Raw genomic sequence first — 19,674 nt, 5'->3', positions numbered from 1 at the left:
TGTCACCTACTATATCAGATTGATTGCCTTTGTTGGACATATATAGATACAACAACCACAACTTATACACAATGTTTTATCAATCATTGCCTTTGATGTTCCTTCATCAAAAACAATGGCAGGACACTCAAACTCATTAATACAAAATTTACATCCTTTACAAAGTTCTTCACTTATTTTTACAGATTTTTTAGGATTACTCTTGAGTCCTTCCTGTGTATTTATACAAAGATGCCTGAAAATCACAACAGCTGGCTCTTTCCTTTCCTTTAAAAATTTTTTTGCTTCCTTGATAATTGTTAAAGACTTTTCATAGTCATAGGGATCAGTTACTTCTAAAAAATTTATTCCTATGGATCTTACAATGTCTTCGATAACAATAGGTTTAAGACATTCACCTAAAAAATTTTTGCTCGTTGAAAGAGTTTTCTGATTACCGGTCATAGCAACAGTTTGATTATCAAGAATAATAAGTAAAAAGGGGACTTGATAATGAACAGCATCTATTAATGGAGGAATCCCTGTATGAAAAAAGGTTGAATCACCAATTATTGAAACTATATCCTGATTTTTATTTCCTAATTCAAAGGTTTTACTAAATGCAAATCCTAAGGAAACGCTTGCTCCCATATTAAGTACTATATCAGTAACATTAAAATTAAGTGCAAGGGTGTAACAACCTATATCACCTGCATATATTGCTTTTTTACCGAAAACTTTTTTCACTTCATAAAGTGCTATTCTGTGACCGCATCCTGGACAAAGAGACGGTCTTTTAAGCGGTGGGATAGTAAAAATTTTTCTCTTTTTTATAAGCTTAAGATTTTCAAGAATTTCTTCACAAACTTCAGGAAGTAACTCCCCTTCTTTCGGAACAATTCCGTTTCTTCGTCCTTCTGTATTAAGTTGTAACTCAATTACTGGATAGGTCTCTTCAATAGAAACGATACGGCTGAAAGTTTTATTAATGTTAAGAATCTTCTCCTTATTTTGAGAAATTTCTCGGGACATTGAGTCCCTCGGAATGACAGAAAGTGTGGTATTCTGAGGAAGCGTAAGCGACATAAGAGTATCCCTTGACAAAGGATAGGGCATATCAAATTTTGCCAGTGTTACTTTATCCTGAAGAGAATGCTCTTCAATAAGTTCATATAAATAGGAAAATACAGCACCACTTGAAAGGATGAGAATATTTCCATTGAAAAATAGACGGGGTATATTTTCCTTTGTGATTTCGCCAATTTTTCTATTTAAAATTTTATGTAGTTCAAGTCTTTGTTTTGGTGTTGCAGCAAATCTGCTTAACTGTTTTGTCCATTCTTTAGATGTTTTAAAATATGGATTTAACTCTTGCTTTATTATCTGATCATCTACTTCTACCAAAGCTCTTCCATGAGAAATTCTTGTTGTACTTCTTAACATAACAGGGATACCGTACTTTTCACTTAATTGAATAGCTTTTTTGGAAAACTCAAAAGCTTCCTCAACAGTTGAAGGATCTAAAATAGGTATTTTTGCTGTCATCGCCATAAATCTACTGTCCTGTTCAGTCTGGGATGAATGAGGACCGGGGTCATCAACACTTATAACAACAAATCCAGCTACTGTTCCTACATAGGCAGAATTCATGAAAGGATCCATTGCAACATTAAGTCCTACCTGTTTCATTGTGACAGCACTTTTTATGTTTGCAAGACAGGCTCCGTAGGCGACTTCATAGGCAACCTTTTCATTGATTGCCCAATCAACATAGGCTTTAATCTCTTGATCCTTTATAATTTTTTGAGCGGTAGGGATAATTTCACTTGAAGGAGTTCCAGGATATCCCGTGATAAATCTTACTCCAGCATGAATTAATCCGTAGGCAATTGCCTCATTCCCAGAAAGATATAATTTTGACATCTATATATGATAAGAAAAATATAATTTCTAATGCAACGGGAAATTTTAACCAAGAAATCTTCTTATATAAGCTGCCTCTGTGAGAAGATCGGTAATAGATTGATTGAAACCATTTTTAATGATTTTTATAATCTGTGTAGTTTTTTCTCTGTGATTTAAATCAGGCTCATAGGAAATGTTTAATGAGTTAATCAATTCTATAGAGCTTATGATATTTTCTTTTAAATCTAAAGGTAAAATTTCAATGCACTTAGGATTAAAATACCGCATAGCTATTGAGAGATCAAATTCAATGTTTTTGTAAATACTCTTGATTTCTTTAAGATCTTCTTTATTTAAAATGCTTAATCCTAATAATTCTGGAGGAAGTCCTATTGAGTAAGAGGCACAACAAAAAGATATAACCCTCGGAAGCCTTACACTTCCTATGCTTCTTGCATATCCAAAAAGTCCTACATGTAATTTTCTCATTCTTCGCTTTGGTACATATTTAGAAACTTCATTAATCAGAGGAGCAAGATATTCAACTTCTTTTCTATATTGTTCCGAAGTTTTTTCAATAAAAGATTTTGCCAATTTTTCATCAAAATCTTTTAGAGGAATTCTTACAAAATTTTTAATTTTTCTTATTGCCTCTATAACATGTTCAACGGGATTATCGTATTTAAAGGCTGACTGAACTGTAAAAGTTTCCACAGAGGAGTATTCTGATAAAACTTTTTCAACTGTATAGGGAGTCAAATTCCCTCTAAAAGGCGGAGATCCTGCTCCCAAAATTGGATATATATCTATTTCTTTTTCTTTAGATAGCATTTCTAATTTTTTTAATGCAATTTTATTAGCAAGAATAGCACTTATTACTCCGTAATTCATAGCAGGATCAGAACGAGCTAAAAAAACTCTTATATGACTCAAGCTTTTATTATTTAAATACTCAGAAACAATTTTATCACAACTTAACATTGATGGAACATCTTCAAAAAGAGGAATTATATTTATTTCTTCTGGTAAAAATTTTCCTATCCATTCAGCCAGTGTTATATCATTGTCATACAATTTTTTAAACTGCCTTTCGTAAAGAAAGTTTTTGTAAAAGTAATAAATCCTGTCTAATTCTATAGCTGAAGTTGTAAGAGGCAAAATTACTTCAAAAACAGGAGGATAAGTTTCATCTTCATAAAAAATTTTTGCCACATCAAAAGACCGGGGAATGCTTTCTAATGTTTCTAAAAGAATTTTTGCTTCTTCCTTTTCAACAGCAGGATTGGGAACTCTTAAAGTAAGAAAAACATCTCTTCCAAGTCTTCTTTGTTTAAAAAAATAAGGATACTTAGTAAAAAGTTTTTTTACAACATAATTGTCAACTTCTTTTCCTTCGCTGTCCCACATTTGTTCACAGCATCCAAGATGGGAAAAGGCATAATAGGCTTCTTGAATCTCATCTTCTCCTGACATATCTGATGTCTCTGCAAAAAAGGGAATAGAGACATTGTCCGGATGCTGAGTAGACATAACTTTTGGAATTTTTCTATTGCTCATAATTAGGTTTAATTATACCAAAAAATAGATTACCTATGAAACCACTTTTTAATCTCATCCTTTGAAAAAAACTTTTTTAATGGTCTTCCATGGGGACAATGTTCTGGATCAGAAGTTTTTTCAAGTTCCTTTAGCAAAGATATAATTTCATAGGCATTTATCCTGTTATTTGCTCTTAGAGAAATATGGCATGCAACAGTGGCAGATATTTTTCTTTTAATATCAATAAAATCTGGCTTACTTGTCTCTTCCTTAAGAGTTACAGCAATGCTTTCAATTATTCCTGCAAGATCTGCATTTTTAAGAATATCTGGAATTGCTCTAATTATTATTGAGTTTTTTCCAAAATCCTCAGTTTCTATTCCAAGTTCATTAAGAATTTGAAGGTTCTCTTTTATTACAATATAATCCTTTGAATCTAATTGAATAATGTGTGGAAAAACTAATCTAACAATTTGCTCATCCATTTTATTTAAAATTTTTTCAAAATTAACTCTTTCATGGGCAGCATGATAGTCAAGAAACAGTACTCCATCATACTTCTTTATAGCAACAATTGCATTATCCAGAGGGAAAAACTCTAAATTTTCTTGCCATAAAGCAGAAGTCTCCTTTTCAAACACATAACCCTGCATTACATAAGATGGATTTGAATCTATTTTCCATTCTTCCTTAGATTCTGACAAAATTAAAGGTTTAGAATCTGAATTTAACATTTTAAAAATAAGCTGATGAATTATTTGAGGTTTCTGAAATCTTACTTCTTTCTTTGTTGGATGAACATTAAAATCAACCTCTTCGGAAGGCATAGTTATAAAAATAAAAAACTGGGGATGATTGTGGTTAATTTGCAAAGCCTTGTATAAAGTTCCTGCAATTGAAGATTCTTTTACAGGTCTTTTATTTATAAAAATAAGCTGTTTTGATCGCCTACTTCTTGAAAGGTCTTCGATTCCTAAGAATAATTCAATTTTATAATTATCTTCGGAAATTGTTTTAAATTTAAGCATATCTAAAAATTCAGCACCAAAAACCTGGGCTATTCTCTCCCTTTTAGAATTTACTTGAGGAGTATTTAAGACTTCCTGTTCATCAATAAATAAACGAAAGGCAATTTCTGGATAGACAAGGCAGTAGTTTTGAACAGTATCAAGAATATGTGCTTTCTCAGTAAAAGAAGATTTAAGAAATTTCCTTCTAACTGGTGTATTAAAAAAAAGATCTGTAACTTCAATTGTAGTTCCCTTTGAAAAAGCAGGTTTTATATCAATTATTTTGCCGCCAACAATGTAGGCTTCTGTTCCAATATCCTCATCTTTTTGTTGAGTAATAATTCTTAATTTGCTTACCTGTGCTATTGAATAGAGAGCTTCTCCTCGAAATCCTAATGTTTTAATTTTGAAAAGATCTCTTTCATCTTTTATTTTACTTGTTGCGTGCCTTTGAAAAGCCAAAGAAACATCATCCTTTGAAATGCCCTCTCCGTCATCAATTATTTTTATCTGTGCTAATCCATATTCTTTTATATAAACATGAATTTGCTTTGCATTGGCATCTATGGAATTCTCAACAAGCTCCTTTACCACTGAGGCAGGTCTTTCTACTACTTCTCCAGCTGCTATTTTACCAATAAGATTTTCTGAAAGTATCCTGATCTTACCCATAAAATAATACTACCACCAGGGAGGATAGCCATATTCAAAATACCAAGGATGTGAACCATACCAAAACCATAGAGATGGCCGCCAGTAATAGCGATGATGATAGGGAACTCTTTTTTTCCATAAATAGGTTACCTGAGCTTCAATAAAAGGGAATTTATATGGCATTTCATCAATTTTACCTTCTTTAAGACCCCTGAATTTACCTACAACTGTTATAAGTCTTCCCTTTGAATAAACTGCACAGTCAAGAAAGTTTTTTGAAGTGGTTATAAATCTGCCCTCAGATAAATCTGTTTCAGTAGGATAACCGTCTCTGTCAAGGGGAAGATGAAGAATCTCAAAAACTGTTCCCTCTTGAGTATTAATACAATTTGTAATCCTTCCACCCCACAGAAGTGATACATCACGGTATTTTTCAGGATTGTTTTTTACTATAGAAAATGGCACATCTCTTAAAGCAGGAATATCCTTTAAAGGTTTAGGCAAAGTAGCACATCCAGATATTAAAAATAGAAAACAGATTAATATGTAGATTTTGAACTTCATACTTCATTATATCAATAATGTGTTAAAATAAAAAATTCTGAAAAAAGATCTATCGGAGGTAAAAATGAATAAAGTTCTAATGAAAGGTAATGAAGCCGTTGCAGAGGCTGCTGTTCAGGCAGGATTAAAATTTTATGCTGGATACCCCATTACCCCTCAAAATGAAATCCCTGAATATTTATCAAAGAGGTTGCCAGAAGTTGGTGGAGTCTTTATTCAAGCAGAAAGTGAAATTGCGGCAATAAATATGATTTATGGTGCCAGTGCGTGTGGTGTAAGAGTTATGACATCATCAAGCTCTCCTGGAATAAGCCTTAAATTAGAAGCAATATCCTATCTTGCAGCTGCTGAATTGCCTGCAGTTATTGTTAATATGATGCGTGGCGGACCAGGGCTTGGAAACATATCTGGAAGTCAGGCTGACTACTTTCAGGCTGTAAAAGGTGGTGGACATGGAGACTACCGTTTACTTGTATATGCTCCCTTTAGTGTTCAGGAACTCTGGGATTATACAATTCTTGCTTTTGAAAAGGCTGATGAATTAAGAACTCCTGTTATAATTCTTGGTGATGGTGTGATTGCTCAGATGATGGAGCCAGTTATACAGAGAATGCCTGAGTTAAAAAATTTTGATAAATCCTCATGGGCGCTCACAGGTGCAAAGGGAAGACCTTCTCGCATTATAAGAACCTTACTTATGGGTGAAGGCGAACTTGAAAAACATAATTGGAAGTTACAGGAAAAATATAAACAGTGGAAGGAAAAAGAGGTAAAATACGAAACATACTTTATTGATGATTCAGAAGTAGTTGTTGTTGCTTTCGGTTCTGCTGCAAGAATAGCTCTCTCTGCCATAAAAAAACTAAGACAGCAGGGAATTAAAATTGGGCTTTTAAGACCTGTTACCCTTTTCCCTTTCCCTGAAGAACTAATAAGACAGATTGCTCAGGAAATTGAAAGATTTATCGTTGTTGAGTTTAATGCAGGACAGATGGTTGAGGATGTTAAACTTGCTGTGAATGGAATGTCAGAGGTCTATTTCTATGGAAGACCTGGGGGAAACATTATAACAGCTGAAGATGTTTATGAAGCATTAAGCAATATGACAGCAAAAGAACAAGTTATGGCTAAAATATAATCTTTAATGAACAATGGGTGCTGAAAAAGTATTAATATCCTTTCTTGTCTTAGCTGTAACATTAGTTATTCTTTTAATTGTAAGAGCTGTTTTATTCAATATACTTCATCGATGGGCAGAAAGAACCCATACAGAGCTTGACAACCTAATTATAAGCACAATAAAGTTTCCTTCAATTCTATGGTGCATAGGAATATCTCTTTATATCGGAGTAGAAACATCGGAGATTCCAATAAAGTATTCTACTTATATTGTTAAATCAATCCATGTTTTAATAATTTTTTCAGTCACTGTTGCACTGGCTAATCTTGTAAGCAGGCTTTTAAGTAACTATATTCAAAATCAAAGAATTGCTGTTCAGTCAACAGGACTTCTTCATACAATTATAAAGGGAGCTATATATCTAATTGGCATAATAATCATTCTTAATATCTTTGGAATTTCCATTGCTCCTTTAATTACAGCTATGGGAATTGGTGGATTAGCAGTTGCTCTGGCACTCAAAGACACACTCTCAAATCTCTTTGCAGGAATCCATATTATGGCTGAAAAAACAATAAGAGTAGGTGATTTTATTCGCCTTGAAACAGGGCAGGAAGGATATGTAGAAGATATATCATGGAGAACAACAAGAATTAGAATGCTTCCTAACAACATGGTTATTATACCAAATAGTATGCTTGCACAGAGTGTAGTTATAAACTATCATCTTCCTGAAAAACGAATGTCCCTTCCAATCCCTGTAAGCGTAAGTTACTCAGAAGATCCTGAAAAAATTGAAAGAATACTGATTGAAGAGATTAAAAAAGCTGTACCGGAAATTCCAGGGCTTCTCAGTGAACCAGAACCAGTTGTAAGATTTATTCCAGGATTTGGAGAGAATTCTCTTGATTTTACAATTGTATGTCACATTGAAGATGTATCATATCAGTTTAATGTTCAAAATGAGATAAGAAAAAGAATCCTCAGAAGATTAAAGGAAGAAAATATTGAAATTCCATTGCCTCAAAGAGTTGTCTGGTTGAAAAAAGATTTATAGCACTTACTTTGCTCTTGGATGGTGTTTAAGATATTCCTTTTTAAGTCTATCCATGGAAACTTTAGTGTAAATCTGAGTAGTAGATATATCGCTGTGACCAAGCATTTTCTGAAGACTTCTTAAGTCAGCACCGCCTTCAAGCAAATGAGTTGCGAAACTGTGTCTTATCATATGAGGCGTAACCTCCACATTGGCAATTTTTCCCATTGCTTTGAGGTTTTGCCAGAATCTTTGCCTTGTCATTGACTGTCCACGATTATTGAGAAAAACATAATCAGAAGCTCTCTTTTTTAATAATTTCGGTCTTAAATGAATTAAATAATTTTTAATTCTTTCAATAGTTCTTTGAGCAATGGGAACAACTCTTTCTTTATCCCCTTTACCTTTAATCCTTATAAATCCTGCCTCAAAATTAATATCACTTAATTTTAATTTTACAAGCTCACTAACTCTTAATCCACCTGCGTACATAAGCTCAAGCATTGCAATATCTCTCAAGAAATATTTACTTTCAAGCATAACTGAAAGAAGCCTTTTTATCTCGTCAAACTCTAAAGCCTTTGGAAGCCTAAGCCACAGCTTTGGTGATTTAAGCCCTTCTGTTGGGTCATGTAGCATTTGATTTTCAAAAATCAAAAAACGGAAAAAGTGTTTTATCGTTGAAAGAACTCTTGCAATAGAGGCAGAACTATAACTTTTTTCTTTTAGTGTTAAAAGATAATTTGTGACATCATTTTTCTTACAGCTTAAGACAGAAATATTTTTCTCATTAAGAAATCTTAAAAATGCCTTCAGGTCATTCTCATAGGATTTTACCGTGTTTAATGAGAGAGCCTTTTCAGTAAGAAGATAATTAAGAAACTTTTTGACTGCTTCTGTATTTTCCATTATTTATAAACTCTTCAATACCCACCTGTGTTCGTAACATATCATAAAAAATCTTTCCAATATGAAATAAATTTTCCGTATCTGCCTTATTATAAGAGATTAAACGTTCAAGACTATCTATACTACCATTTAAATAGGCTTTCCACAGTCTTACAGCATCATATCCATTAAGTCCTTTAAGCTCGTCTTCTCTTTCAATCAGAAACATAGTTTCAAGTTTTTTCAGTCCCCCTTGAATTCCTAATCTTTTACCTGCAAAAAAGAGATCAAAATGGGGAATGTGTTCAATCTTTAAGTTAGGAAACTCCTTTTTCAAAAAGGGTATGTCAAAGATAGTACCATAAAAAGTAATTAAAAATTTGTGTTCGTTAATGGCTTCCTGAAGTGTCTCTTCCGTAAGATTTTCTCCTTTAACCAATGCTTTATATCCATTTACTGAATACAACCCAACAACAGTAACATATCCACCCTTTTCTGGTGTCAGCCCGCTTGTTTCTATGTCAAGACATACTGCCTCAGATATAAATTCTTCAAAAAGTCGCCAATGTTCTCTTTTTTTTAAATTTCTGGCAAAAAAATAGCAATCTTTACAAAGCAAAGCATCATAGGCTCGGCGGAGAAATTCATCATAATTTTTTTTCTTTTCCCATTCTATATCTAAAACTTCAACACAATTAAAAAAGTCTTCCCATGTAAGAACTCCTTGTCTCCAAAGCCTTCGCTCTCTTTTTTTCTCCAATTCCATCAAGAAGTATAAAAGTATTTTTAATCATGTTTTTATTATATTAAGCTTGAGAAAATTTAGACAAGTTATAAAAAATTTTACTCGTGAGGCAAAAACATTTAAAATAAACATATGCAACTTAGAACACTTCTTTATGGAGAAGGAATTTTTGAAACAATACTTTGGCGTGGTAGAACAAAAAAACTTTATAGACATTATGAAAGGCTAAGGTCATCAGCTCAATTTTTCCAAATTCCTTGTCCAGATTTTGAAAGTTTCTGTAATTTTATTGAGGAAAAAACAGAAAATAGAAAAAATTTATATGTTAAGTTTTGTCTTCTTTCAAAGGGAGAAAGTCTTTTTTATGCAACACCGGAACAGTCAGAGGTTTTAATTATTGCAAAGGAATACAATCCTGTAAAAAAACCTCAAAGACTTTGTATATCAAATATTAAAAGACATAGTTCCGATCCTGTTATATATCATAAGACAATTAATTATCTTCAAAACATTCTTATAAAAAGACAAGCTCTTAAAAACGGATTTGACGATGCGATTATTCTTAATGAAAGGGATGAAATTACAGAATGCTCCTCTTCAAATATTTTACTTTTTAAAGATGATACGTTTTTTACGCCTTACAGAGAGTGTGGACTTTTACTTGGAACAACTTTAAAGACACTCATGGATAAATTTGAGATAAAAGAAGCAAAAATCAAAATTGAGGATTTATTTCGATATTCCGCTATTTTTATTTTAAATAGTTTAGTTGGTGTCCTACCAGTATGTAAAATAATTGATAAAGAATTTTCCTATGATGAAAATCTTATTAATTATCTAAACTCATTAATTGACGAGGAAAATAGTATCTAAATGCGTTTGATTCTTTCTGGAGAGTGGTTTAAAAAAAAAGGTTTTTATGAGGCTCATATTGAAAGTGTAAGTTTTTACAATAGTTTGTTGGATATTGGGGAAATACCTGCATTATCCTTTGTTGTTTTTTCCTTTGACCTTTCTGGTGAAACACTCAATTTGAATCTAAAAGAAACAGAATTTCCAAAGATTATAGTGATAAAAATTAAAAAAATTAAAAAACTCTTCGAAGTTAACAAAACACCGATATTTTTAAAATTAAAAAGTCAAACATTAAAGAATAGCGATTTTAAATTAGGTGTCTTAAAAATTAAAAATTTAATAAAGGAAGGAACTGTCTATCAAATAAACCTAACCAACAGATTTGACTTTTACCTTTCTGGCGATCCTTTAGCATTATTTTTAAATTTTTACACAAATCAGCCTGTTCCCTATGGATTCTATCTTGATTTAGATCAATTTTATATTATAAGTGGCTCAATGGAGCTTTTCCTTGAGAAAAAAGGTTTTATCCTAAAAAGTAAACCCATCAAAGGAACATCTAAAAATTTAAATTTTCTTAAATTAAGTGAAAAGGACAGAGCAGAAAATCTTATGATAACAGACATGATGAGAAACGACATTGGAAAGATTGCTCAAATTGGAAGTGTTAAAGTCACTGAGCTTTTTAAAATAAAAAAATACAGGACTCTTTATCAGATGTATTCAACTGTTGAAGGATTTTCAGAAAAATCAATTATTGATATAATAAAAGCAACCTTTCCACCTGCAAGCGTCACTGGAGCACCTAAAAGAAAAGCAGTAGAGATGATAGATAATCTTGAACCCCATGCTCGTGGATACTACTGCGGATGTGCAGGGATTGTAGAAAATGAAACAGATTTTACCCTTTCTGTACTAATAAGAACCGCGGTAGGAAAAGAAAATCATCTTTCTTACTATGCAGGTTGCGGTATTGTCTGGGATTCTAATCCCGAACAAGAACTTTCCGAGCTTTATTTAAAAGTTAAAGCTTTTTATAGCCCTTGTCATTCTCAAGTAAAAAATAAATAATTAAGTAGGAAAGCTTATTATGTAAACTCAGGTTGGAGACAAAACTGGAGAATTAATAAGGAGTAAAATGAAAATCTTACTGGCCATTGTATTTTCATTATTTATTTTGGCAAATGCAGCAGTAGCTCAGCAAAATGTAATTGTTCTTGCAACAACCACTTCAGTGGAAAACTCTGGATTACTCAGTCATATTTTACCATTATTTGAGAAAAAAACAGGTATCAAAGTCAAAGTTATTGCAAGGGGTACAGGTGCAGCAATTGAGATGGGTAAAAGAGGAGATGCGGATGTTGTTTTTGCCCATGCAAAGGAACTTGAGCTTGAAGCTTTAAAAAAGGGCTATTTTATAAACCGTCATGATGTTTGTTATAATGATTTTATTATTGTAGGACCTAAAAATGACCCAGCAAAAATAAAAGAAATTAAAAAATCAGTAGATGCCTTTAAAAGAATTGCTTTATCTCAGAGCTTTTTTATTTCAAGGGGAGATAAATCTGGAACTCATATGAAGGAATTATCATTGTGGCAGAGGGCAAAAATTGAACCAAAGGGACAAAAATGGTATCTTGAAGCAGGTCAGGGAATGGAAAAAACTTTAAGAATTGCAAATGAAAAACAGGCATATACACTTACTGACAGAGGAACATGGCTTGCAATAAAAGATAAGCATGACCTAACAATACTATTTCAGGGAGATCCTTTTCTATTTAATCAATACGGTGTTATGGCAGTAAATCCGCAAAAGCATAAACATGTAAAATATAAAGAAGCTATGGAGTTTGTAAACTGGATAATTTCAAAGGAAGGACAAAATGCCATAGCATCTTTTAAGGATAAATTCGGAAATCAACTTTTTATTCCTAATGCAAGATGAACTCTATTTTAGAATCCTTTAAACAGGCATTTTATCTTATTCTGCATCTTGATAGAGAACTTTTAGAGATAATACTTTTGTCTCTCAAAGTTTCAGGCACAGCTCTTGCAATTGCAACCCTAACAGGCTTTCCTGCGGGTGCATTGCTTGGATTAAAAAATTTTTTTGGTAGAAACGCGATTATAACATTGCTTAATACTTTCATGGGGTTGCCTCCTGTGGTTGTTGGATTATTTCTCTATCTTTTGCTTTCCAGAAGCGGTCCTCTTGGTTTTTTAAGTCTTCTTTATACTCCCTCTGCAATGATTATTGCTCAGAGCATTCTCGCATTTCCCATTGTGGCAGCAATTACCCATTCATCAATTGTTAAAGTAAATCCTACAGTAAAACTTGCAGCCAAAACTCTTGGAGCCACACCTTTTCAGATAGCTCTGACAATGATAAGAGAAACAAGATATGGAATAATGGCTGGAGTCTGTGCAGCACTTGGAAGAGTAATGGCTGAGGTTGGAGCAATACTTATTGTTGGAGGAAATATAGCAGGATACACCCGTGTAATGACAACTACTATTGCCCTTGAAACAGACAAAGGCAATTTTGAGCTTGCTATGGCTCTTGGGATAATACTTCTTTGTATTTCTTTCATAATAAACATTATCTTATTTTCTATTCAGAAAAAAGGAACAAAGGAGTCCAGCCAGTGGCTTTAAGTTTAATAATTTCAAATATTAAAAAATCTTACAAAGATAAAAAAGTTCTTGATGGTTGTTCCTTTTCATTTGAACAAAGCGGAGTATATGTTTTAATGGGACCAAATGGTTCAGGAAAATCAACTCTTTTAAGAATTTGCGCACTTTTAGAAAGTCCTGACGATGGTGAAATTATTTATTATGAAGACGGAAAAGTTGTTGAGAATAATCTAAATTTAAGAAGAAGGATTACACTACTATTGCCAAATATTGGAATTTTCAACACAACAGTTTTTAAAAATGTTGCCTACGGATTAAAAATAAGAGGGATGAATAAAGGAGAAATAAAAGAACGAGTTGAAAAAGCTCTTGATTTTGTTGGATTACTTCATAAAAAGAAGCAAAATGCTCTCAGTTTATCTAGCGGAGAAGCAAAAAGAATGGGGATTGCAAGAGCAATTGTTTTAGAGCCCGAATTTTTATTTCTTGATGAGCCAACAGCCTCAGTGGATCAGGAAAACACGGAAATAATTGAAAACATAATTACTCAGTTAAAACAAAGGCTTAATTCAATAATCATAATGGCAACACATGATTATCAATCAGCAAAAAGAACTGGGGATATTCTTCTTTTTCTTGAAAAAGGAAAACTAACCCGAACTTCAGTTTGCTCTGAAAGCCCCTTTCAACTCTTACAGGGCATGCTCTGAGCAAAGTCGAATGGCTCAGGACGGTACTTCGTGGCATCGAACTTCTCAGAAGGGCAGTATGAAGGAAAGACAACTTTTCTTTAATCGGCAATTTAAGAAATTAACTGATTTTACTCTTTCTGTTATAATAAGAACCGCTGTAGGAAAAGAAAATCTTCTTCCCTACTACGCAGGTTGCGGTATTGTCTGGGATTCTAATCCCGAACAAGAACTTTCCGAGCTTTATTTAAAAGTCAAAGCTTTTTATTTAAAAGATGGTATCTTAAAAAAATAATTCAAGTATATTTTTTTGTTATTCTTACTTTGATATAAAAAGTTTGAATATTAGACAATCAAAAAAATTTTTTCACTACATCTTTTGTCTCGATTAAATAACTTTAAAAGAAAATATTCAAGATCACAATTTTTTAAAATTAAAGGATTAAGAATGAAAATTACTTCAAAAATGGACATAAGTAAGATATAATAAAAATATGTGGAGAGTATAAATAATGTCTAATCCATTAATAGAAATATTCGAAGATGAAAAACTTGTAGAGAAGATTAAAAGACGGTTACCATATTTATTTCAACTTGCAGAATTAGAAAGTTCACGAGCAGGAAAAACAGGAATGGAAGTTGGTTCGCTTCGTGAAAAAATCATCGTAGCGTTACTAATTTATAAATTTGGCAAAGAAAATGTAGAAACTGAAATCCCTATTACTGAACCAGAAGTAGATGTAAAATTATTTGGAAAACCGATATCTATAAAAACAATCACAGGTAAAAAGTTAGCAGGAGTTAAACTCATATGGACAGTAGACCCACATAAAGCAAAAGAATTCCATAATAACTATTATCCATATTGCGATATTCTACTTGTTCAAATTAACTGGCACAGTACAGGAGGATTTTATTATATACCCTTAGAAGTACAAAGAAAACTTTTTGATAAAGTTGGTAGAGAAAATTATATCAGACTTCCAAAGCCCGGAACAAATCCAAGAGGTGTCGAAATAACTAAAGAAGCATTGTTTAGAGTGGTGAAAGATAGTGACACCAAAAGAATTGAAATTAATTGGCAGAGAAAGGAAATAGAATCAAACGCATACAAAAAATGGGTTGACCTTTGGATGGAGGACTAAATGCGAAATACTCCAAGAAAAAACGGAACAAAAACAAGTACTTTTGGTTCTCCTGGAAGAATCAATCATGACTCCACCTCTTTTTATACAAGTAGATTATACGAAGGTTTGCCCAAAGAGGAACCTGTCAAATATGTTGAAAATCTAGTCCCTCCAGAATTTATAGATAAAATCCTTTGTAAATCAAGTGAAAAGATGAATGAATTGCCTGATAATAGCATTCATCTCATGGTTACCTCTCCACCTTATAATGTAGGGAAAGAATATGATGAGAATCTTACCTTGAATGAATATAGAGGATTCTTAAAAAGGGTGTGGAGCGAGGTTAAAAGAGTTCTTGTTCCGGGTGGCAGGGCATGCATCAATATTGCCAATCTTGGAAGAAAACCATACATTCCACTTCATGCTTTTATCATAGAAGATATGCTTGATTTAGGATTTTTAATGCGGGGTGAAATCATATGGAATAAGGCATCAAGTGGCAGTCCTTCTACTGCTTGGGGTAGCTGGCTTTCTGCCAAAAATCCGACTTTAAGAGACATTCATGAATACATATTGGTTTTTTCTAAAGGAAGTTTTTCAAGGGAAAATCTCGGAAGAAAAAACACAATTTCTAAGGAGGAGTTTCTTGAATTTACAAAAAGTGTATGGACATTTCCTGCAGAATCAGCCACAAAAGTGGGTCACCCTGCACCTTTTCCTTTAGAGTTGCCTTATAGATTGATTCAACTTTATACCTTTGAAGGAGAGATTGTCTTAGACCCATTTATAGGAAGCGGACAAACCGCGATTTCAGCACTTAAAACCCGGAGACATTATGTTGGATACGAAATAAACGAAAAATATGTAAAATTAGCAGAAGAGCGAATAAAAAAGTTCTCTCTTGTTTTTAATACTCCCAAATTATTTGAATTTAAAGAGGAAAAGGATAATAAAAATGGCTAAATGGCATATAAAAAGCATAAAATATATGTGGTTTATTGACACTACCCCAAATAATTCCATAACTATCAGGGGGGTTTTTATGCTAAGGACAATATTTGATGACAATAAAGGGTAATTTCGGTTTTTCTATCGGAAATTGTAGTAATCTTATGACTATTGTCATGAATAGAAATTTGTTTAAAATAACTTAATGAATTTGAAAAATTTCTAAAAATGATATGATACCCACTTATGAAAATATAATGTTACCTTTATTAAGATTACTTGGTGATGGAAATGAAAGACCTTTTAGTGAATTGGTAAATCAGTTGGCTGACTATTTCAAACTTACTCAAGAAGAAAGAGGGAGAAAAGTACCGAGTGGTACTCAATCAATTTTTTATGGTCGAGTCAACTGGGCAAAAACATACCTAAAAAAGCAAGACTTTTGGATATTCCTAAAAGAGGATTTATAAAAATCACGCAAAGAGGGATGGAAATTTTAGAAAAAAAACCAGAGAAAATAGATTATGAAGATCTCGTGAAATATGATGAGTTCAGAGAATGGAGAGAAAAATCTGAAAAAACCTCAAATAAAATGCAAGTTGAGAAAAGAACATCAATAGAAACACAATCTCCAGAAGAAATAATATCCTTAAAAGTAGAGGAAATTAACAATCTTGTCAAAGATGAGTTAAAAAATAAAATTGTATCACTCACTCCAGAACAGTTTGAAAAGGTTGTAATTGATATTTTATTAAAAATGGGATATGGTGGTTCTTTTGAAGAGGCAAGTCAGCATATTGGTAAAAGTCATGATGGAGGAATTGATGGAATTATTAAACAAGATATTCTAGGTTTAGATAATGTATATATTCAGGCTAAACAATGGACAAGTGGTTCATTTGGCAGGAAAGAACTTCAAGCATTTGTTGGTGCCATTCATGGTAAAGGCAAAAAAGGAGTCTTTATAACTACTTCACAATTTACTAATGAATCATTAGAATACGCAAAATCTCTTTCTGATATTAAAATTATTCTAATTGATGGTGATAAGTTGGTTGATTATATGATAAAGTTTAAAATTGGAGTTAAGCCCTTTAGAATTTATGAAATTTTAAAAATTGATGAAGATTATTTTGAAGAATTTTAAAATTTTTATTTTATCTTTCTCAAAATCTTCTCTAAAAGCTTCTCTACCTCCTCTACTGTTTTAATATTTATAAGTTTTTGTTCAGGGATTTCGGTTGGTGATTCAAAATTTTCCTTCTGGGCTAAGTAAATCTCCCATCGGGCATCAGAAATATCCTGTGTATCTTTCCTCCTCATAAATCTCTCCTTTACAACACTATCAGGTGCAGTACACCATATCCAGTAAATATCTGCAAATCTAAGTTCCTTCTGAACAATATCCCGATAGACTCTTTCTCTAAATGTAGCATCTAAAACTACATCTCTGCCTTTTTTTAATGTCTCTTTTGCAATCTCTATCATTTTTTTATAAGTTTTTTCTGTATATTCTTTACTATAAATTCCCTTTTCAAAGGGTTCATAACGATGTTCTGTTGGAGCAATCCCAACAAGATTTTTTCTTACTATATCTGAAGGGAGCCATTCTGAAAGAGTTATTTCACTTAATGCTCTTGCAAGGGTTGATTTACCTGTTCCAGAAAGTCCAAATACTACAAAAAGCTTTGGAACACCTTCTGCATAAATATAAGCAAGGTCAAAATACTTTTGCGCATTTTTTAAAGCTTCCGCTCGTTGTTCTTCTGTAAAAGCTTTATCCATTGAAGTAAAGCATCCAATTTTACCTCTTACATAGGCACGGTAGCATTTGTAAAAATTAAGAAGCTTCAATAAGTCCCTGTCATCTGATTTTTCAACATATTTTTCCACAAAATATTTTGAAAGAGCCTCATAATCATGAAAATCTAAGTCCATACTCAAAAAGGCTATATCAGAGGCAATATCCTGACAGCGAAATCTCTCATTAAACTCTATGCAATCATAGATATAAACTTTTTTTAAATCATCAAAGCATATATTGGCAGAGTAGAGATCTCCATGACCTTCACGAATAAAGCCTTCTTTGATTCGTTTCTCAAAAAGAGAGGTATTTTCTTTTATAAAATTTCTTGTCCAATTAATGATATGATTATATCTCCATTTATTTAAAGCTTTTCCCACAAAGCCTTCTGTCTGGGTAAAATTTTCTTCTGTATTAAAAGAAACCGTATCAATAGAGCCAAACTGATTTACTCCTTTACCTGTTCTGACAGACTTATAAAAAGGAACGAGTAAATCCACAATTAAATCAATATGTTTCTCTGTTAAAGCTCTGTTTTTTAAAATTTTTTGCATCATGCCATCCTCAGGAAGCCTTTTCATTTTTACAGCATATTCAACTGGATTTTCACTGTTTTCAACTTTATATCCATCCTTAGTCAGAGAAATTGGGACTACTCCAAGATATACTTCAGGACAGAATCTTCTGTTTAGCTCCACCTCTTTTTCACAGTAAAAGCGTCTTAGTTCAAGGGTTGTGAAATCAAGAAATCCAAAGTTCACAGGCTTTTTAATTTTGTAAACTAAATCATCAGCTAAGAAAACATAGGAAATATGGGTCTGAATTAATTTTAATTCCTTTGGTTTATGAGAAAAAGACTCTCTTTTAAGTTCCTCTGCCCAGTTAACCATTATTTTTTCTCCATAAAGTATTCTTTTACAATAAACTCTGCAAAGGCAAAGGCAGAAGTAAAGGCTGGCGATATTGCATTGAGAATGTGTATTGTTTTAGACTCCTTTAAAACTACAAAATCCATAACAAGTTCCTTTTTCTTTATATCAATTAGTTGAGGTCTAATACCTACTTTAGAAGACGGTAAAAGGTCATCAATGGTTATATTTTCAAGCATATCCTTAATATCATCGTAAAATTTTTTCGCTGAATACTTTCTTATCTCCGAAAAGGCATTATTTCTAAATTTCTCATTACTCATAAAAAGTAAAAAATCTCTCCAAAGAATTTGTAAACTCTCCAATCCTAAATTGTCAAACATTTTGTAATTTTCTCTTCCTAAGGCAGGTGTTGCAGTTGGACCAACATAAACTGTTCCATCATAAATTTTAGTAAAATGTACACCTAAAAAGGGGTTTCTTATATCTGGCACAGGATATATATTTCCTTTTACAAGAAAGTTTTTTTCTTTCCTAAGCTTTTTATACAATCCTTTAAAGGGCAAAATTCTGTAATTTAGCCCTAAGCCAAAACTATGAGCTATTTTATCTGCATAGGCACCTGCTGAATTTATGAAATATTCAAATTGAATTTTTCCTTGAAATGTTTCTATGTTATTTGAATTAATAAATTTTTTAAAACTTACCCCCTTTAAAATTTTTATACCTGCCTCTTTAAGTTCATTTTCAAGGGAAATTAGAATTTCTCTTGGATTAATAATTGCAGTTAAAGGACTATAAAGGGCTTTTTCATATGTTTTTGCATATGGTTCTATTTCTTTTAAAGTTTTACTGTCAACAAGTTCTACCTCTGCACCATTTTGTTTTGCCCTTTTGTAAAGCTCATAAAGTACTGGCAATTCTGTTTCCTTTTTTGTAACAATGACCTTACCAGATTCAATTAGGGTGAGTCCTCTTTCTTTGCAATACTGCTTCATAAGCTGATTACCTTTTAAACAAAACCTTGCTTTAAGTGTTTCAGGAGTATAATAAATTCCTGCATGTAGTACCCCACTGTTTCTTCCAGAGGCATGTTTGCCCAAATCAGGCTCTTTATCAAAAATTACAATATCTTTTATTCCTAAATTAAGAATCTCCTTAGCTATTGTAAGCCCTGTTATTCCAGCACCGCAGATTAAAATCATTTTTTACTGCCTCTCATGTGCGTACTCTAAGATTTGTATTCATGGTAACTATTTTATATCAAAAATATACAAATTTTATACCTTAAAATTGCCGATAGAAAAA

20 protein-coding genes are annotated in these 19,674 nt (G+C 32.5%); 12 read left to right on the top strand and 8 right to left on the bottom strand.

Annotation, left to right across the window (positions count from 1 at the left end; all coding sequences use genetic code 11):
• Positions 1-9: 9 nt before the first annotated feature.
• From QI155_RS04975 to QI155_RS04960, 4 genes are read right to left on the bottom strand one after another with little or no spacing between them, the layout of a single operon-like run.
• Positions 10-1,902, bottom strand: coding sequence for a thiamine pyrophosphate-dependent enzyme (locus QI155_RS04975; RefSeq protein WP_068859434.1), 1,893 nt, complete (start codon positions 1,900-1,902; stop codon positions 10-12).
• 45 nt (positions 1,903-1,947) lie between these two features.
• The gene (gene ppcA / locus QI155_RS04970; protein ID WP_068859436.1) at positions 1,948-3,441 is read right to left on the bottom strand and encodes a phosphoenolpyruvate carboxylase; all 1,494 of its coding nucleotides are present in this window, start codon (positions 3,439-3,441) and stop codon (positions 1,948-1,950) included.
• A 29-nt stretch (positions 3,442-3,470) separates the two neighbouring features.
• Positions 3,471-5,105: a DNA mismatch repair endonuclease MutL gene (gene mutL, locus QI155_RS04965; protein WP_068859438.1), complete on the bottom strand. Its 1,635-nt coding sequence runs from the start codon at positions 5,103-5,105 to the stop codon at positions 3,471-3,473.
• Between the two features lie 9 nt (positions 5,106-5,114).
• On the bottom strand, positions 5,115-5,651 hold the full coding sequence (locus QI155_RS04960; RefSeq protein WP_083200046.1) for a Slp family lipoprotein: 537 nt from the start codon (positions 5,649-5,651) through the stop codon (positions 5,115-5,117).
• Between the two features lie 64 nt (positions 5,652-5,715).
• On the opposite strand from QI155_RS04960, the gene QI155_RS04955 reads away from it, so the two are divergent.
• Together QI155_RS04955 and QI155_RS04950 are read left to right on the top strand one after the other, a co-directional pair.
• Positions 5,716-6,789, top strand: a complete 1,074-nt coding sequence (locus QI155_RS04955; protein ID WP_068859441.1) for a 3-methyl-2-oxobutanoate dehydrogenase subunit VorB — start codon at positions 5,716-5,718, stop codon at positions 6,787-6,789.
• Between the two features lie 13 nt (positions 6,790-6,802).
• Positions 6,803-7,828, top strand: a complete 1,026-nt coding sequence (locus tag QI155_RS04950) for a mechanosensitive ion channel family protein (RefSeq protein ID WP_068859443.1) — start codon at positions 6,803-6,805, stop codon at positions 7,826-7,828.
• Between the two features lie 3 nt (positions 7,829-7,831).
• Here the strand turns inward: QI155_RS04950 and xerD are convergent, their stop codons facing one another.
• Both xerD and QI155_RS04940 read right to left on the bottom strand, forming a co-directional pair.
• Entirely contained in the window at positions 7,832-8,716 is an 885-nt protein-coding gene (xerD, locus tag QI155_RS04945) for a site-specific tyrosine recombinase XerD (RefSeq protein ID WP_068859445.1), read from the bottom strand.
• Positions 8,682-9,461, bottom strand: a complete 780-nt coding sequence (locus QI155_RS04940; RefSeq protein ID WP_281321226.1) for a ribonuclease H-like domain-containing protein — start codon at positions 9,459-9,461, stop codon at positions 8,682-8,684. Before QI155_RS04940 ends, xerD begins: the two co-directional genes overlap by 35 nt.
• A 111-nt stretch (positions 9,462-9,572) precedes the next feature.
• On the opposite strand from QI155_RS04940, the gene QI155_RS04935 reads away from it, so the two are divergent.
• The 10 genes from QI155_RS04935 to QI155_RS04890 all read left to right on the top strand — a co-directional run bounded on the left by QI155_RS04935 (position 9,573) and on the right by QI155_RS04890 (position 16,840).
• Entirely contained in the window at positions 9,573-10,313 is a 741-nt protein-coding gene (locus QI155_RS04935; RefSeq protein WP_068859449.1) for an aminotransferase class IV, read from the top strand.
• The gene (locus QI155_RS04930) at positions 10,314-11,366 is read left to right on the top strand and encodes an anthranilate synthase component I family protein (protein ID WP_068859451.1); all 1,053 of its coding nucleotides are present in this window, start codon (positions 10,314-10,316) and stop codon (positions 11,364-11,366) included.
• Positions 11,367-11,433: 67 nt separating this feature from the next.
• Entirely contained in the window at positions 11,434-12,240 is an 807-nt protein-coding gene (locus QI155_RS04925; protein WP_068859453.1) for a substrate-binding domain-containing protein, read from the top strand.
• On the top strand, positions 12,237-12,950 hold the full coding sequence (locus tag QI155_RS04920; protein ID WP_068859455.1) for an ABC transporter permease: 714 nt from the start codon (positions 12,237-12,239) through the stop codon (positions 12,948-12,950). Before QI155_RS04925 ends, QI155_RS04920 begins: the two co-directional genes overlap by 4 nt.
• Positions 12,941-13,639 (top strand): ATP-binding cassette domain-containing protein, encoded by a 699-nt coding sequence (locus QI155_RS04915; protein WP_068859457.1) that lies wholly within the window; start codon positions 12,941-12,943, stop codon positions 13,637-13,639. The genes QI155_RS04920 and QI155_RS04915 overlap by 10 nt, the downstream gene beginning before the upstream one ends.
• A gap of 10 nt (positions 13,640-13,649) precedes the next feature.
• Positions 13,650-13,913 carry a chorismate-binding protein gene (locus tag QI155_RS04910; protein ID WP_083200047.1) on the top strand — a complete coding sequence of 88 codons (264 nt, stop codon included), beginning with the start codon at positions 13,650-13,652 and terminating at the stop codon, positions 13,911-13,913.
• Between the two features lie 217 nt (positions 13,914-14,130).
• Complete coding sequence (locus QI155_RS04905) at positions 14,131-14,763, top strand: ThaI family type II restriction endonuclease (protein ID WP_068859461.1); 633 nt, start codon at positions 14,131-14,133, stop codon at positions 14,761-14,763.
• Entirely contained in the window at positions 14,764-15,708 is a 945-nt protein-coding gene (locus QI155_RS04900) for a site-specific DNA-methyltransferase (RefSeq protein WP_068859462.1), read from the top strand. It begins immediately after the preceding gene.
• A gap of 242 nt (positions 15,709-15,950) precedes the next feature.
• Positions 15,951-16,163: a winged helix-turn-helix domain-containing protein gene (locus tag QI155_RS04895; protein ID WP_216819006.1), complete on the top strand. Its 213-nt coding sequence runs from the start codon at positions 15,951-15,953 to the stop codon at positions 16,161-16,163.
• Positions 16,164-16,180: 17 nt separating this feature from the next.
• Positions 16,181-16,840, top strand: coding sequence for a restriction endonuclease (locus QI155_RS04890; protein ID WP_216819007.1), 660 nt, complete (start codon positions 16,181-16,183; stop codon positions 16,838-16,840).
• Between the two features lie 5 nt (positions 16,841-16,845).
• Here the strand turns inward: QI155_RS04890 and QI155_RS04885 are convergent, their stop codons facing one another.
• Together QI155_RS04885 and lhgO are read right to left on the bottom strand one after the other, a co-directional pair.
• On the bottom strand, positions 16,846-18,387 hold the full coding sequence (locus QI155_RS04885; protein WP_068859464.1) for a bifunctional aminoglycoside phosphotransferase/ATP-binding protein: 1,542 nt from the start codon (positions 18,385-18,387) through the stop codon (positions 16,846-16,848).
• Positions 18,387-19,571 carry an L-2-hydroxyglutarate oxidase gene (gene lhgO / locus QI155_RS04880; RefSeq protein ID WP_068859466.1) on the bottom strand — a complete coding sequence of 395 codons (1,185 nt, stop codon included), beginning with the start codon at positions 19,569-19,571 and terminating at the stop codon, positions 18,387-18,389. The genes QI155_RS04885 and lhgO overlap by 1 nt, the downstream gene beginning before the upstream one ends.
• Between the last annotated feature and the right edge of the window lie 103 nt (positions 19,572-19,674).

This window comes from Thermodesulfovibrio sp. 1176, from assembly GCF_029946585.1.
Lineage (GTDB): Bacteria > Nitrospirota > Thermodesulfovibrionia > Thermodesulfovibrionales > Thermodesulfovibrionaceae > Thermodesulfovibrio.
This window is presented reverse-complemented; position numbering and strand designations above follow the sequence as displayed.